Source organism: Mesorhizobium sp. f-mel (assembly GCF_053850215.1).
In genome coordinates, this window is record NZ_JBSPTO010000010.1 from 120,574 (window position 1) to 135,219 (window position 14,646).

The 14,646-nt window shown below is 58.8% G+C and carries 12 protein-coding genes; 9 read left to right on the plus strand and 3 right to left on the minus strand.

The annotated features are described in order from the left end of the window. The first annotated feature begins 6 nt into the window (after positions 1 to 6). The 5 genes from ACWUKX_RS15340 to ACWUKX_RS15360 all read left to right on the plus strand — a co-directional run bounded on the left by ACWUKX_RS15340 (position 7) and on the right by ACWUKX_RS15360 (position 5,723). Positions 7 to 360: a Rieske (2Fe-2S) protein gene (locus ACWUKX_RS15340; protein ID WP_023797723.1), complete on the plus strand. Its 354-nt coding sequence runs from the start codon at positions 7 to 9 to the stop codon at positions 358 to 360. Positions 361 to 473: 113 nt separating this feature from the next. After that, positions 474 to 2,081 (plus strand): ABC transporter substrate-binding protein, encoded by a 1,608-nt coding sequence (locus ACWUKX_RS15345; RefSeq protein ID WP_456007737.1) that lies wholly within the window; start codon positions 474 to 476, stop codon positions 2,079 to 2,081. Positions 2,082 to 2,153: 72 nt separating this feature from the next. Beyond that, positions 2,154 to 3,200, plus strand: a complete 1,047-nt coding sequence (locus tag ACWUKX_RS15350) for an ABC transporter permease (protein ID WP_029353916.1) — start codon at positions 2,154 to 2,156, stop codon at positions 3,198 to 3,200. Further along, positions 3,197 to 4,081 carry an ABC transporter permease gene (locus ACWUKX_RS15355; protein ID WP_456007739.1) on the plus strand — a complete coding sequence of 295 codons (885 nt, stop codon included), beginning with the start codon at positions 3,197 to 3,199 and terminating at the stop codon, positions 4,079 to 4,081. Before ACWUKX_RS15350 ends, ACWUKX_RS15355 begins: the two co-directional genes overlap by 4 nt. Beyond that, positions 4,071 to 5,723, plus strand: a complete 1,653-nt coding sequence (locus ACWUKX_RS15360; protein WP_456007741.1) for an ABC transporter ATP-binding protein — start codon at positions 4,071 to 4,073, stop codon at positions 5,721 to 5,723. The genes ACWUKX_RS15355 and ACWUKX_RS15360 overlap by 11 nt, the downstream gene beginning before the upstream one ends. 272 nt (positions 5,724 to 5,995) lie before the next feature. On the opposite strand, the gene ACWUKX_RS15365 is transcribed toward ACWUKX_RS15360, so the two are convergent. Beyond that, complete coding sequence (locus ACWUKX_RS15365; protein WP_456007743.1) at positions 5,996 to 6,229, minus strand: SOS response-associated peptidase family protein; 234 nt, start codon at positions 6,227 to 6,229, stop codon at positions 5,996 to 5,998. Positions 6,230 to 6,590: 361 nt separating this feature from the next. On the opposite strand from ACWUKX_RS15365, the gene ACWUKX_RS15370 reads away from it, so the two are divergent. Beyond that, positions 6,591 to 7,295, plus strand: coding sequence for a Crp/Fnr family transcriptional regulator (locus tag ACWUKX_RS15370; RefSeq protein WP_456007745.1), 705 nt, complete (start codon positions 6,591 to 6,593; stop codon positions 7,293 to 7,295). A 723-nt stretch (positions 7,296 to 8,018) separates the two neighbouring features. Continuing rightward, complete coding sequence (locus ACWUKX_RS15375; RefSeq protein WP_456007747.1) at positions 8,019 to 8,807, plus strand: LuxR C-terminal-related transcriptional regulator; 789 nt, start codon at positions 8,019 to 8,021, stop codon at positions 8,805 to 8,807. Positions 8,808 to 8,909: 102 nt separating this feature from the next. Here ACWUKX_RS15375 and ACWUKX_RS15380 read toward each other — a convergent pair whose 3' ends face one another. Further along, a complete protein-coding gene (locus ACWUKX_RS15380) occupies positions 8,910 to 9,176 on the minus strand; it encodes a hypothetical protein (RefSeq protein ID WP_456007749.1) in 267 nt (88 codons plus the stop codon). Between the two features lie 681 nt (positions 9,177 to 9,857). Next, the gene (locus tag ACWUKX_RS15385; RefSeq protein ID WP_051695254.1) at positions 9,858 to 10,655 is read right to left on the minus strand and encodes a LuxR C-terminal-related transcriptional regulator; all 798 of its coding nucleotides are present in this window, start codon (positions 10,653 to 10,655) and stop codon (positions 9,858 to 9,860) included. A gap of 593 nt (positions 10,656 to 11,248) precedes the next feature. Here ACWUKX_RS15385 and ACWUKX_RS15390 point away from each other — a divergent pair. Together ACWUKX_RS15390 and ACWUKX_RS15395 are read left to right on the plus strand one after the other, a co-directional pair. Beyond that, on the plus strand, positions 11,249 to 13,036 hold the full coding sequence (locus tag ACWUKX_RS15390; RefSeq protein WP_456007751.1) for a polysaccharide biosynthesis/export family protein: 1,788 nt from the start codon (positions 11,249 to 11,251) through the stop codon (positions 13,034 to 13,036). A 249-nt stretch (positions 13,037 to 13,285) separates the two neighbouring features. Then, complete coding sequence (locus ACWUKX_RS15395) at positions 13,286 to 14,575, plus strand: GNAT family N-acetyltransferase (protein ID WP_456007753.1); 1,290 nt, start codon at positions 13,286 to 13,288, stop codon at positions 14,573 to 14,575. Positions 14,576 to 14,646 lie beyond the last annotated feature (71 nt).

Below are 14,646 nucleotides of genomic sequence, written 5' to 3' on the forward strand. Positions count from 1 at the left end.
CAAACCATGGCTGAGAAGACATACATTTGCCGCGTCGACGAAATCGAGACCGGAACCCCCTACATCGCCAAGATCCGCAGCCTTTCAGTCGGGGTTTTCCGTATCGGAGATTCATTCCATGCCTTGCTGAACGTTTGTCCGCACCGCGGCGCTCCGCTTTGCGAGGGACCGCAATGCGGAACCACGGCACCGGTCGACCAAGCGCAATTCATCTACCACCGCGAGAACGAAATCGTGCGCTGCGCCTGGCACGGCTGGGAATTCGACATAAAGACCGGTGCCGCCCTAGTCGATCCGGGCGTGCGTGCCCGAACATTCCCTGTCACGGTGGAAGCTGGTGAAATCTATGTAACGGCGTAGGATTTGCGTCAAACCGCGGAAAAATCGAAAGGAGGCAAATCGGCTGAATCCGCCAGATCTGCTCGGTAAATGCCAACAACAAGAATGCGGGAAATCCGCAATGGGAGGAAGCAGTGTCGGAATCTGAATATAAACTGCGCTTGGCGCAAGACCTGATCGGCCGCGGCAAGGTTTCGCGCCGTGATTTCATCCATCTAGGGCTGGCGGCAGGCCTGACGGTCGCCGCCGCCAATATGCTCTTCGTGAACGTGGCGCGGGCCGCACCCAAGCAGGGCGGCTTCGCCAAGCTCGGCATGGCGCATGGCGCGACGACGGATTCGATCGATCCGGCCGGCTATCCCGATACCTTCACGCAAACCGCCTTTTCGGGTGCCATGTCCAACAGCCTGACAGAGGTGGACGCGAAAGGCAGCATCCAGCCGGATCTTGCCGAAAGCTTCGAGACCTCGGACGAGGCGACGACGTGGGTCTTCAAGCTGCGCAAAGGTGCGACCTTCCACAACGGCAAGACCATCACCGCGGACGACGTGGTCGCCTCTATGCAATATCACATGGGAGCCGACACCAAATCGGCGGCGAAGTCGCTGCTCGAATCGGTGACCAACATCAAGGCAGACGGCCCGGAAACGATCGTTTTCACGCTAAACAGCGGGAATGCAGACTTTCCCTACATCATGAGCGACTATCACCTTGTCGTCATGCCTGCCAAGAACGGAAAGGCGGACTGGGAATCGGGCGTCCGGACCGGCGCCTTCGTGCTTGAGAACTTCCAGCCAGGGGTCTCGGCGAAGCTCAAGCGCAATCCCAATTACTTCAAGGCCGGCAAACCCTATTTGGACGAGGTGGAGTTTATCGCCATCACGGACCTCGCCGCGCGTATGGCCGCGCTGTCGACCGGCGAGGTTGATTATATCGGCCGCGCCGACCTGAAAACGCTCGGCATGCTGAAGCGCAAGCCGAATATCGATATCCTTGAGGTCACCGGCTACGGCCACTACACGCTGCCTATGAACGTGACGGTTGCCCCATTCGACAACCCCGATATGCGCATGGCCCTGAAATGGGCGATCGACCGCGAGGAAATCGCGCAGAAGATCTTCCTTGGCCATGCAACCGTCGGGAATGACAACCCGATCGCACCGGCTATCAAGTTCGCCATCAATCCGGAGCCGCAGCACAAATTCGATCCTGAAAAGGCGCGCTTCCATCTGAAAAAAGCGGGAATGGAAAATCTCAAGGTCGACCTTTCCGTCGCCGACGCCGCTTTCGCCGGCGCCGTGGACGCAGCCGCCCTCATCCGCGAGACGGCGGCCCAATGCGGCATCGATGTCAATGTGGTGCGCGAGGCCGAGGACGCCTATTGGGACAATATCTGGCTCAAGAAACCGTGGTGCGCCTCCTATTGGAGCGGTCGTGCAACGGCCGACTGGATGTTCACGCAGGCCTACTCGGCCGATTCCAGCTGGAACGAGACGTTCTGGAAAAATCCCCGCTTCAACGAACTGCTGATTCAGGCACGCGCGGAGACCGACGAGGCCAAGCGCTCCGCGATGTATGCCGAAATGCAGCAGTTGACGCACGACGACGGCGGCGCCATCGTCCTGGTCTTCAACAATTTTGTCAGTGCCAAGTCCAAGAAACTGGCGCATGGCGAATTGGCGCCGAACTGGGAAAATGACGGACTGAAGATGGCCGAGCGCTGGTGGGAAGCCAACGCGTGACGTTCGCCAGGCGAACCGCCGGCGGCGCGGGCGGTTCGCTCTTTTCAGGGGAAACGCTCGAAGACATCGCCCATGAACCCGGTCGTTAGGACGGTTTTGCAGCGCCTGGGTCTCGGCCTGATCACGCTGTTCATCGTCTCCATCATCATCTTTTCGGCGATTGCCATGCTTCCGGGCGATTTCGCCAAGGCGATGCTCGGGCAATCGGCGACGCCGGAGACGGTCGCTGCGTTCCAGCGCGAGATCGGCATCGATCGTCCGCCGGTTGAGCGCTATTTCGCCTGGGTCGGACAGATCGTGCAGGGGGATTTCGGCTCTTCCTTCGCAAGCCGCACCGGCTACCGGCGCACGGTCGCCGAGATCATTGCGCCCCGGCTCTACAACACGATGTTCCTCGCCGTGATGACTGCCCTTATAGCGGTTCCACTCGCGCTGGGACTCGGCATTCTCGCCGCTCTCTACCGCAACAGCTGGTTCGACCGTGTGGTGAACACGGTGACGCTGACGACGATTTCATTCCCCGAATTCTTCGTCGCCTATATGCTGGCCTATCTCATCATCTCGCGCGACACGTTCATTGGGACCGAATTCGCACAGTCCCTGCCCGAGTGGCTCGCGGCTTCGATCAACTGGGTCCTGAACCTGGTTCCCAAATTTCCGACACTGGCGAACATCAGCGACCGAACGCCGTTCTGGGAGCACGTCTGGCGCGCAGCGCTGCCGTCCATCACCCTCACGCTGGTGATTGTTGCCCATATGATGCGTATGACGCGCGCTGCGATTATCAACATGCTGGCAAGCCCCTATATCGACATGGCGCGGCTCAAGGGAATGTCGCCGATGGCAATCGTTCTCAGACACGCCCTGCCCAATGCCTGGGCGCCTATCGTCACGGTAATTGCGTTCAACCTCGCTTATCTCATCGTAGGCGTGGTCGTTGTCGAGGTGGTGTTCGTCTATCCCGGCATCGGCCAATTGATGGTCGATGCGGTGAAGTCCAGGGATGTTCCGGTCGTGCAAGCCTGCGCCTTGATTTTCGCGGCAACCTACATCCTGCTTAACCTGACCGCCGACATCATTTCCATCGCCACCAATCCGAGGCTTTTGCACCCGCGATGACCAGCACCGAACATGCCGTGGCGGTTCCGAGACAGAGGCGCACGCGCGCCTTCCGGGTAAAAACCGCACTCAAAAAGGCTCCATTCAGCGCCTGGTTCGGCGTCGTGGTCATCCTTGGCTATGTCTTCGTCGCGCTGTTAGCGCCCTGGATAGCGCCCTACGGAGAAACGCAGGTTTTCACCGAGGCTTTCGCGCCTTGGAGCCAGGAGTTCATCGTCGGGACTGACCAACTCGGTCGGGACGTGCTCACCCGGCTGATCTATGGCGCGCGCAATACAATCGGCATCGCCTTCGCGACTACGCTTCTGTCCTTCGCGGTGGGCGTCACGCTCGGATTGCTGGCCGCGATGTACCGGGGGTGGCTCGACCAGATTCTGTCGCGCGCGGTAGACGTGCTGATGTCGATCCCAAGCCTCATCTTCGCGCTGATGTTGCTGTCCATTTTCGGTTCCTCAGTCATCAACCTGATCCTCATCATCGCCGTGCTCGATTCGACCCGCGTATTCCGGCTGGCGCGTGCGGTCGGGCTGAATGTTGCCGTCATGGAATACGTCGAAGCCGCGCAACTGCGTGGCGAAGGGCCGAGATGGATTCTGACCAAGGAGATCCTGCCCAACGTGCTGCCGCCGCTGATCGCGGAATTCGGCCTGCGCTTCTGTTTCGTTTTCCTCACCATCGCCGCGCTCTCCTTTCTCGGCGTCGGCATCCAGCCGCCGACAGCCGACTGGGGTTCGATGGTACGGGAAAACGCCACCCTCATCACCTATGGCGACATCACTCCGCTCTTGCCGGCAGGCGCGATCGCCCTTCTCACGGTCTCTGTGAATTTCGTTGTCGACTGGTTCCTGCACGCGACAAGCGGGTTGCGCGATGAAAAGTAAGGATTCTGGCCTACGCGAAAAGGGGACGAAACTCCTCAGCATTCGCGACCTTCACGTCGAAGGGTTTTCCGACGAGCGCTGGCACCCGATCGTTCGCGGTGTGAATCTCTCGCTAAGGCGCGGTGAGGTCCTCGGCCTCATAGGCGAGTCCGGCGCCGGAAAGTCCACTATTGGGCTTGCCGCGATGGGATATGCCAAGCCAGGTTGCCGAATTACGCAAGGGTCGATCCTGTTCGACGGGATCGACCTTCTCGCCATGAGCGAAACCGCACGGCGGCGGCTCCGAGGCTCGCGCATCGCCTATGTCGCACAAAGCGCGGCCGCTTCCTTCAACCCGGCGCATCGGCTGCTCGATCAGACGGTCGAAACAGTCGTGGCTCACGGGATCGCCAGTCGCGAGGCAGCGAATCGGGATGCCATCGAGCTTTACCGGCGTCTTCACCTGCCGGATCCGGACACCATCGGCTTCCGCTATCCTCACCAAGTCTCCGGAGGGCAGTTGCAGCGGGCGATGACGGCGATGGCGATGGCCTGCCGGCCCGACCTCATCATCTTCGACGAGCCGACGACGGCGCTTGACGTAACCACACAGGTCGAGGTCCTCGCCTCGATCCGCAAGATTGTCGAAGATTTCAACACTGCCGCGATCTACGTCACGCATGATCTGGCCGTCGTCGCGCAGATGGCGGACCGGATCATGGTTCTGCGCCATGGCCGTACTGTGGAGGAGGCCGAAACACGCCAGATGCTTGCGGCGCCGACTGAAGACTATACGAGGACGCTCTGGGCGGTGCGAAAGCTAGCCAAACCAGAAGTGCCGGCCGCGGACCATCTGCTCACGATCGATAACATCACCGCCGCCTACGCCGGGGCAGTCAAGGTTCTGCAGGATGTATCGATCAACGTGCCGCGCGGACGGACGGTAGCGGTCGTCGGTGAATCTGGTTCCGGTAAATCGACGCTCGCCCGCGTCATAACCGGCCTGCTGCCGCCGGTCTCGGGCTCGATCTCATTTGCGGGACATCGTCTGCCAAAAACACTGAAGGAGAGGCCTAGAGACATTCTGCGCCGCATTCAGATGATCTACCAGATGCCTGACAACGCGCTCAATCCGCGTCAGACCGTCGAGGAAGTCATCTCCCGGCCGCTCGAGTTCTATCTCGGCCTCAAAGGGGCGGCGTGCGACCGCCGCGTTGGCGAACTCATGCACATGATCGAGATGGACGAAAGCTTCCTCGACCGTCTGCCGGGCGAACTTTCGGGCGGTCAGAAGCAGCGCATCTGCATTGCCCGGGCGCTAGCTGCTAATCCGGAGCTCATCATCTGCGACGAGGTGACCTCGGCCCTCGACCAGATCGTACAGGAAGAGATCCTGAAGCTCCTTATGCGGCTGCAACAAGAATTCGGAGTCAGCTACATTTTCATCACGCACGACATCGCGACGGTGCGGGCAATCGCCGACGAAATTGTCGTCATGCACCAAGGCAAAGTCGTCGAGCAGGGGCCCAAGACCGAAGTCCTGACGCCGCCGCATGCTCCGTATACCGAACTGCTTCTCTCCTCGGTGCCGGAGGTGGATCCAGACTGGCTGACGAAGCTGCTGGAAACCCGGGAGGGCAAGCGGGTCGGCGCGGCGAACTGAATCCCAACGTATTGACCGCTTGAGACTCCGGCTCCAGTTCTCGCGCGAACGTCCGATTTTGAGGGGTGGCGGGAATCACCGGTTATGCCGCAACCGCGACGTCCAGAATGGTTGCAACAATGTCTGCTTTCAGGCAGTAGCAACGGTCACCTCAACGGCCGATATTAGGCGCACAGCAGTCGTTCACCAAAGTGTGGCAAGAACGACTGCAACGGGTTGAAGGCAGATATTGCTGGCGATCTACCTGAATTTATTTCGCGAAGACGGTTCGCTCATTTAGGAAACGGGCCGTATTCCGAGGCCATGTCGGTCGGCTGAATCAATCTCTCTCCGCCCTTATTCTTGCTCAAATTCACCTGCCGATCGACTCTGTTGAATTGCAGATGGCCACCGAGATCGCGCCTGAGCAGGTCCTTGGCCGCTGAGGTCGGCGTCGCCGGATCCAGCCAGGCGTCATAGGCGGCGGGATCGAGAATTATCGGCTGCCGATCGTGGAGGTTGGCCATCGAAGGCTGCCCTGTCCGTCGGGCAACCGGCACCAGAGATAGCCCCGCGCCCTGTGATCATATTCACCGTCATCGGCGATCAATCACCGGCATCGGTCCGCGCCACTGACGTTCACTCTGCGATCCGGGTGTTCTGCAACCGCATCGTCACGCCGCCAAGCGAGCAAAGAGCGAGTGTCCGACACAAGCCGGGAGACCCGCCTGATGCGTGCATCACCTTGATCTAAGCGCAATTTGCCTCATTCAAACAGACGAGGACAGTAGGCCGGCCTGATCCTACGTTAGGAGGTCGTTCTGTCGAACTCGTCCTGGAGCAATTATTGCACGTTATGCGGAAACAGAAGCAAGCTTGCGAATCGTCATGCAGACACTGTTGGAGTTCATGCGGTCGCATCCCGTAGGGGGCACATTGTCGAAGAACGGTTGGGGGAACAACGATTTTTTCGGTGTTACCGCAAAAATCTACAAACCCCATTCGGTTATTTCCCGCCAGGATGACCACAACGATGGGATATTTGTCGTAAAATCGGGTTGGGCCATCCTTTACCACGGACTGCCGGACGGAGAACGGCAGATCATCGACACCCCTCTCAGGGGAGACATTGTCGGTTTCCGTGGTGTGGACGGACCCCGTCTAGCGTCGCTGGCGTCCATAACCGAACTAGCTGTTTATGAAATTTCCAGTAAGGAACTGCTCGAGGCCATTTTGTCCCAAGGCCACCTCGGGAAGAAGATCGCCTGCTCCCTGGCCCGCTTGAACGCCATCCTTGCCGAACATCTTATGAATACCGGGCGGCGGAACGCGATGAGGCGCACTGCCCATTTCCTGCTCGAGTTGGAGGAGAGGCTCTCTGTGATTGGGCTGTCGGCCCATGGAAGATATGAGTGTCCCCTTACCCAATATGAACTGGCCGACATCCTCGGGATGACCGCCGTTCACGTCAACCGAACGTTAAGGGAACTCCGCAAGGCCGATCTCGTCTCTTTCAAGTCAGGCTATGTAGAGGTGATCAACCGCAAGAAGCTGGTCGAAACAGCCGGATTCGATAACGAGTATCTCAGGTAACGGCTATCTCTCTTTGAGCGGCAGCGCATGGACCATCAGCAAATTTTCCGCTGAAGACGACCGTCCGCCGTCGGCGGAACAGTTCCACACGACATTTCCGGGGAAACCTGGCGGGGCTTGGTATGTCTCAACGACGGCAGCCGCATCCGGCTCGAGGCGGTCGAAGGTTGGGCTGAGCGGAACCAGGTTCGTGCTGAGCAAAATGCGCGAAAGGCCGGATCATCCTGACCGATGGCAACACGGCCTATCGCGCGAGGACAGTGTGCTGCAGAAATATGTGCAAGTGCCCACATACTACGGCAGATCCACCGGGTGTGCTCGACGTAATGCGTCGTGCCACGGTTATCACCGCTGCCCCGACCACTGCCAACAGCACCTTCAGGAATTCTGGGCTACCCCCGTAATCGCGGCAGCACTAGCCGATCCACGTGCGGCTGCCTGCTGGGCTGAAGATGGCTAAGGGGTCCCATGCCTGCGTCTTAAGGTGATTGCAGCGCCTTGGGGCCAGCCTGGCGCCGGTTTCCTTGAAAATTACAAAAAAAACAACCTATGTTAGAGACTGCTTATGAATAAACCTTACACTCACCCAAACTGGGTTCGCTGAGGAGTCGGAGAACTGAAAACGGCTCAAATGGGGTAATCGAGCCTCAAGCTTTCACACATCCGGGGTATCAAACCTTCAATGTTAGCGAATGAAGAAACTACATCGCAAGGCGGCTTGGTATGGGAAAGAGTGGCTATTCCACAGCAGGGCTGCATAATTACCCTTCGGCCAATCGGTCAGGGGTTCCGTCCAGCGGAAGCGTTCACGGACAGAGGGAATACCTCCTCATCCTGGACGGAAGGGCCCTAGACCGCGAGTGTCTCGCATCGGCTCTCGTGGACCACGAACTCGCCATGGGGGTCGCCGCCTTGAGTTCGATCGATGAATGGCGCGTAAAGAAGGGCTCGGCCCCTCCCCTTGCAGCCATACTCTTCAACCTTGGCGGACGGAAGGTCACCGACCATGGCATCGCAGATGAGATCAGGCACATTTCCTCCGAGTTCAAATCAGTCCCTGTGGTCATCCTGGCCGACACCGAAGACCTTGTACAGATACTGACCGCTCTCGAATGCGGTGCACGCGGCTACATTCCGACCTCGGTCGGAATCGATGTCTGCGTCGAGGCTATCAACCTTGCGGCAGCGGGAGGCATCTTCGTCCCGGCGAGCAGTGTCCTTTCCATGCGGCACCTGATGGATTCGGGCAGCCGCGACAGACAGCCTTTGACAGGCATTTTCACGCTCAGGCAGGCCGAGGTTGCCCAAGCGCTCCGGCGCGGCAAGGCGAACAAGATTATCGCCTACGAGCTGAATCTGCGCGAAAGCACCGTGAAGGTCCACATCCGAAATATCATGAAAAAGCTAAAGGCGACCAACCGCACGGAAGTCGCCTACAAGGTCAACGATCTCCTCGCCGAGGGAACTCTGGCTGAAGAGCGAACCAGGCGTAACACTGCCCGCCTTGGGTGAATTCCGCGGGGTGTGTTCGAGGTCTTCGGCACGATCGGCAGTATTGCCTAGCTGACTGTGCGGGTTAATTGCTACCGCGGAATCGGCCGCTCAATCTGCGATCTAAGCAGGCTCGGGGAAGGTGTGTCTGCCTACCCATCCTATGGCCTCCTCGATCGTATCGAAATTCTTGTGCTGCCCGCTCAGCAGCCCGAACCCCGTCTCGAGGAACCATTTGCCCTTCGTGGAGTAGGCTTCCTCGTCAATCTGGGTGAGGACCGCCACCAGTTGGTCGCGTTTCCACACCAGAACCCCGGCTTCTCCGCCCTCGACCGTTCCGATCCGGACTTCGCTGAACGACAATCCACAAGCAATTTTTTCTTTGCCCATTTTGATGAATCCCCCTCGAATTCAAAATGGTAGTAAAAATCCGTCAGCCTTGTGTATGTATCCGTTTTTAATCAGCTCACGCGGTGAGTTCAAGCCGTTTCGCTCGATCTAATACGCTGATCCACCGTTATTCGTGTGAGAATATGTACAAACTGCTAAAGGATTTTGAACTTCCGGAGCGCGAACGCCTCGGCGAAATGATCTTGTGCCCGGCATTCCATTCCGCAGCCTCGCAAGCCCGGCGAATGTCTCGCGGTCGAACCCGTCCTTGGAGTGCAAGATCGAGTCCCTCCACGAACACGGGAGGCAGTGTTCGAGCACGTCGGCCGTGAGCGGCACGTATGCATTGGGCTGGCAAAGATCGCCGTCCTATTCGGGATCTCGTATTCGAGCATCAGGTGATCGCGAAAGACGTTCTGGGTCGGTTGGTTGACCTCCCGTTAGTCCTCGGGATCAACCCGTGATCTGCATCCGTCGGCCACTGCTTATCGATCGGCTATAGGCGGGGAAATAGCTGTCTTCGAAATCAGCGGGTTCGAATGTGGACGAGTTTAATCGGAAGGGCCTCGGCCGAAGCCCGTGCCGCTTATCCAACGCTACCGCTAGGCTTTGGCAAGTGACCGCACAAGCCCGAATGACGATATGTCAGGACGGGAAAGCGGGTCTATCGGATGATGATTATTAGTGGTACCCCTTTTGTGCTTCAAGTAGATCTTGCGGATGGTGAGACTGCTGAGTTGCCATCTTTTCGTTCCCCGACGAGCCATTGCCAGAGGGGGGCGTAAGCATACCATGGTTCATCGCCCAAACTGCAGCCTGTGTCCGGTTGCGGACCCGAATCTTTCGAAGGATGGCCTTGACGTGTACCTTCACTGTAGCTTCGGCGATGTTAATCTCGCGCGCGATGGCTTTGTTAGATTCCCCTTCGATCAAGCGCCATAAAATACATCTTTCCCGATTTGACAAAATTACTAGTTCTCGATCCTCATTCTCCACTTTAACAGCCACGTGTGTTAACTCGTCAGTTACCGTGTCATGTTTCAGACCATGCCTTACATCTTGAAGAAACGTCGAAGTTTCTGCAGGTAACACCATCTGCCCTAGCATAACCAATTCGAGAGCTTTGACGAAAGTGTCGTAAGCAGCAGCTTTTGTCAAATACCCGTCAGCCCCCGCACGAAGAGCTGAAACTATATCGGTCGTTCGACAGTAATCGGCTAGCGCAACGACATGGCAGGTCGGGTAAATCGCTTTAAAGTCTGCAATTTGTGCGAATTCAGCATCCGCATCGATGCCGCCGACATCTATGATGAGCAAGATGGGTCGGTGCTGGGGTAGCGGCTTCTGCAGAAGATCGTGAACACAAGCCGCAGAGAAAAGAATACGAAAATTTGCTGCATCCAGGATTCGACTAAGGCCTTCCCGGAGTAACTCGCTCGGCCCGACAAGCACTGTGATAAAAGATTGCCTTGTCATCATGGTCTTCTCGCTCTGCGCGATTAAGATACACGCGTCGATTAGGGCGCTCCACGCACCACCGCACAGTTTCTTTTTTCACCTTACGCTTGGAAAGCCCTACCCCAAAATACCCTCTTAAGGCGTAGGGCAGCATCGTCGAGGCCTATCCGGATTCTCAGGCCTACGACCTTTGGGGAAGGCACGAGCCCGGCTTTCAGCCGCTCCGCTAGCGGAATCATCGTGTTTGCAACTAGGAGTCGTAGATGGTGATCGGCTCGTCCTTCCAGGAGCTGGATGATGAAGTTGGAAACGGCCCAGCCATCCTGCGAATGCATGTCGGAGCCGCAGGCGGTTCGAGACGCTGCGTCGGTAAACCAAGAGTTCCTCTTCGTTGCGTTCGATCGCTTTTGTCCCGTTTGCCATCAAAGAAGTTCTCCTGCAGCGCAGCAACCTGGCTATTGGACGAGTTCTCCCAAGACCGCGCTTTATCCGGAAGGAGTGCCCACAAAGGGATAGTTGTGCCGCTGACGGCGAAGGCTCACGATAAGGCAGAGCCTTGTCCGTCGACCCTCGACCAGTTCGGACGGGATGGCCACCATTGAAAGAAACGCGCCATGGCCATGGATACAGAATACAAATCCGAGCCCGTCACTCATTCGTCACTGGTGCCCCGCGGCAGGGGAATGAAGGCCGTCCTGCTTGTCTTAGGGCTCTCTGGGGTCGCCGCCCTGGGAGGGGGCGTGATCAGAAACTGGGGGGCCATCGAGGTTATTTCCAGACCCGTGATCCAAAAGGTCGAGGACGTCGCCGGAGCTGTGGTGCACAAGGTCGAGGGTGTTTCCGGAGCCGTGATGAAGCAGGCCGAGAATGTCTCCGGCGACGTGGCGCAGAAGGTCGCGGATGCCTCCGGAGCCGTGGTGCAGAAGGTGTCTGCTGCTATCGATAGCTGGCAAGAACAACCGGTCCAACCCATGGCCGAACCCTCCCGCGCGATCGCGTCGGGACCGGATGCATGGGCCGTGGCGTCGGTCGAGCGGAGTGCCATCCCTGCCGTCCCCGCCAGTGCCGAGCGCCCCAAAGCCCTCAGCAATGCGCCAGGCGCGTCAATCGGAGCCCTGTTTGGCATCGGCGACCGCCTCAAGGTCGCGTTCTACGAGCGCGTCGAAGTCGAAGAAGACAAATGGGGGCGCGCGTCCTCGGCCTTGCGCGGCATCCAGCAGCGTCCAGAACTGAGCGGCGAATATATTGTCCAAGAGGACGGCACGATTTCCGTGCCTTTGCTTGGCTCCATTCCGGTCGCCAACCGGTCGACGCAACAGGTACAGGCCGATCTGGTGGAAACCTTCAATCAACTGCTGGGCCGCGAGGGACTGGTGAACATCCTGTCGCTGGAGCGCCCGCCCATTTACGTACTTGGGCCGGTCAAGAATCCAGGCTCGTTCAAGTACGCTGCCGGCATGACGATCCTGCATGCGATCGCGCTGGCCGGCGGACTCGACCGGGCCGAGAGCGAACCGTGGCAGAAGATCGAAACCGTGCGTGAAACCCAGAAGCGGAGCGGGGCGATCGATGCGATGTTGAAGTTGCTCGCGCGCGCGGCGGTGCTGAAGGCCGAGCGCGACAGCACGGCACCCACTATCCCGCGCCAGTTGCTGGAGCTGGCCGGCGCGACCGAAGCTGCTAACCTAGTCAACGAGGAGAGCGACCGGCGCAAGGCCGTCTCCACGGCCCGCAAGGATCGCGAGCGCGCGAGCCTGCGGGCGCTGGAGGCGGCCAGGCAGGATGTTGTTGCTTATGGGCGCATGGAGTCGCTCGACGAGCTCGTCAAGCTGCGCCAGGAGCGCGTCAACAGCATGCGCACGCTCGTGGACCGCAAAGTTCTCAGCATGACGGTGATGGCTCAGATCCAGAGTGAGTTGTCCGACGCGGAACAGCGTCGGCAGGACGCCCTCAACCAGTACGCGAGCGCCAAGCAGCGCCTCGCGTCGCTGGAGTTTGAGGTGTTGCGGACCCGGGCCGACCTCAGGAACGATCTGGAGGTCGAGATCGAGGCCACGGAGAGCCAGATCGCGGCCCATGTGCGCGAGTTGAACGCCAGCGAAGGCGTCCTGCACACGTTGCCGGTGACCCGCACCCAGTTTGCGAAGGACGCAAGCAGCGCAACTTATCAAATCGTGCGGCAATCGGCAGCCGGGCCGGTCAGCATCGAGACCGTTGGGATGGCCCTGTTGAAGCCAGGCGACCTCGTCAACATCATCGTGGGCGAAAGCGAGCCAAGAGAGCCGGCCGATTCGTCGGACCCGATCTTGTCGCCGACCTGCGAGGGCTTGCCGGCCGCGTGCAACCCAAGCGATGTCGACCCTGCCCGCGTGGTGACGGAGGAGAGGATCGGTCCGAATTGATGCCCGGCAAGCAGTGGTCTGCATGGCTGGTCTGCGTGGATGAACTCGTCGTGACGAAGTGGGAAGCGCGAAACGACCACTCGCCGTCGCCGACAGCTTGAACCGCTTCATGAACGAGCATGTCCGCCTCCGCTCAGGAGTTCGGAATATTGGCACCACTAGCCGGCCGTGAGTAGTCAGGAATAGCGTCTTCACTTCCCGCGCTGGCGATACGAAGCTTCTCCAAACAGGACAAACCCCGAGTACTCCATGGACGAACAGCAGCGCGCAGCGAAGATACTCCTGGCATTCCCGCCGCAATGCGAAAAGTATCAGGAAGATACCTGTATATCAGGACCTCTTGATGTCTCAGCCATCGGTGCGGAACTCTCTTGTGTGGCTTCGGTAGAGCAAGCCGTGCGCCAGGATACGGTCATCGATGTTACCGTGGAGGCCTTGCCGGATATTGCGAGACTCGAGACCGTTTGGAAGGAGCTCGAAGCGCGAGCAACTCACTCATTCTATCTGTCCTGGCTCTGGATCGGAACTTGGCTGCGGCATCTGCCAGGGAGCGCGCAACCACATGTTCTAGTCGCTCAAACGTCAAGCAGGATCGTTGGGTTGGCTATTATTTGCCGGCGGAGGGCGTGGAGTTTCGGGCGGGATGCGCGGGCGCGTTGGCTGCTCAATGAAACCGGAGATGTGCGTTTCGATCGGTTGTTCATCGAATACAACGATATTCTTGCGGAGCGATCCCTGGCCGATGCCACTAGGGTGGCCTGCCTCGAGGCCTTGGCGCATCACTTGCGCTACTCTGACCAACTGGTGCTCTCCGGAATTGGCCCGGACTTCGAGTTGTCCGCTTGTCGCACCGCGGGTCGGGCCGGCCTCCTTACCGAGGTGAAAGCAGAAGATACGGCACGGTGGATCGATTTCGCCAAAGTCCGCCAGAAAGGCGGAAATTACCGCGCCACATTGGGCCGCAATACCCGCCAGGCGGTAAGCCGTGCCATGCGGTTATATGCGGAACGCGGCCCCATTGCGTTCCGGACTGTGGAAGTGACATCGGAGGCGCTCGCCGCGTTTGATTTGCTCGCCGAGCTTCATCAGGCGCGGTGGGGACGCAAGGGAGCCTTTGCCGATCCGAGCTTCCGTCGATTTCACGAGGAACTCATTGCACGCGGAGTTCCCACCGGGACCGTCCGCATCTCGCGAACGTTGGCTGGGGACCAGACAATTGGGGTCCTGTACAATTTTGTGCATGACGGCTGTGTTCTCAACTATCAAAGCGGCTTTCTGTATGAGCGCGACGGCCGGCTCAAGCCCGGGCTTATCAGCCATATTCTGGCTATTGAGGACAGCATCGGACGTGGCGAGTGCGGTTACGATTTTCTGGCAGGCTACTCCGGGCACAAGTCCCACCTGGCCAATGCGGAGCATCCCTTGAAGTGGATCGCAATAGGCAGAGACAATCCAGAGCGCCGCATCGAGGCCAAGGTGCGCGGTGCCAAGCGGCTGCTCGGGAGCATTGTTGCTCACATGAAACAGGCCGCGGCTTGACGCGTCGGCCAAAAAAGGACCCGCCACTTAGTGTCGGTATTGGTAGCAGGTTCTTGGACAGTGGTCGGCGG

Bases quoted from the DNA above. Each gene is read 5' to 3' on its own strand.
- ACWUKX_RS15375 (WP_456007747.1), top strand. From the start codon at position 8,019: ATGGGAAAGAGTGGCTATTCCACAGCAGGGCTGCATAATTACCCTTCG.
- ACWUKX_RS15355 (WP_456007739.1), top strand. From the start codon at position 3,197: ATGACCAGCACCGAACATGCCGTGGCGGTTCCGAGACAGAGGCGCACG.
- ACWUKX_RS15365 (WP_456007743.1), bottom strand. From the start codon at position 6,229: ATGGCCAACCTCCACGATCGGCAGCCGATAATTCTCGATCCCGCCGCC.
- ACWUKX_RS15370 (WP_456007745.1), top strand. From the start codon at position 6,591: ATGCAGACACTGTTGGAGTTCATGCGGTCGCATCCCGTAGGGGGCACA.
- ACWUKX_RS15385 (WP_051695254.1), bottom strand. From the start codon at position 10,655: ATGATGACAAGGCAATCTTTTATCACAGTGCTTGTCGGGCCGAGCGAG.
- ACWUKX_RS15340 (WP_023797723.1), top strand. From the start codon at position 7: ATGGCTGAGAAGACATACATTTGCCGCGTCGACGAAATCGAGACCGGA.
- ACWUKX_RS15390 (WP_456007751.1), top strand. From the start codon at position 11,249: ATGGCCATGGATACAGAATACAAATCCGAGCCCGTCACTCATTCGTCA.
- ACWUKX_RS15380 (WP_456007749.1), bottom strand. From the start codon at position 9,176: ATGGGCAAAGAAAAAATTGCTTGTGGATTGTCGTTCAGCGAAGTCCGG.
- ACWUKX_RS15395 (WP_456007753.1), top strand. From the start codon at position 13,286: ATGGACGAACAGCAGCGCGCAGCGAAGATACTCCTGGCATTCCCGCCG.
- ACWUKX_RS15350 (WP_029353916.1), top strand. From the start codon at position 2,154: ATGAACCCGGTCGTTAGGACGGTTTTGCAGCGCCTGGGTCTCGGCCTG.
- ACWUKX_RS15360 (WP_456007741.1), top strand. From the start codon at position 4,071: ATGAAAAGTAAGGATTCTGGCCTACGCGAAAAGGGGACGAAACTCCTC.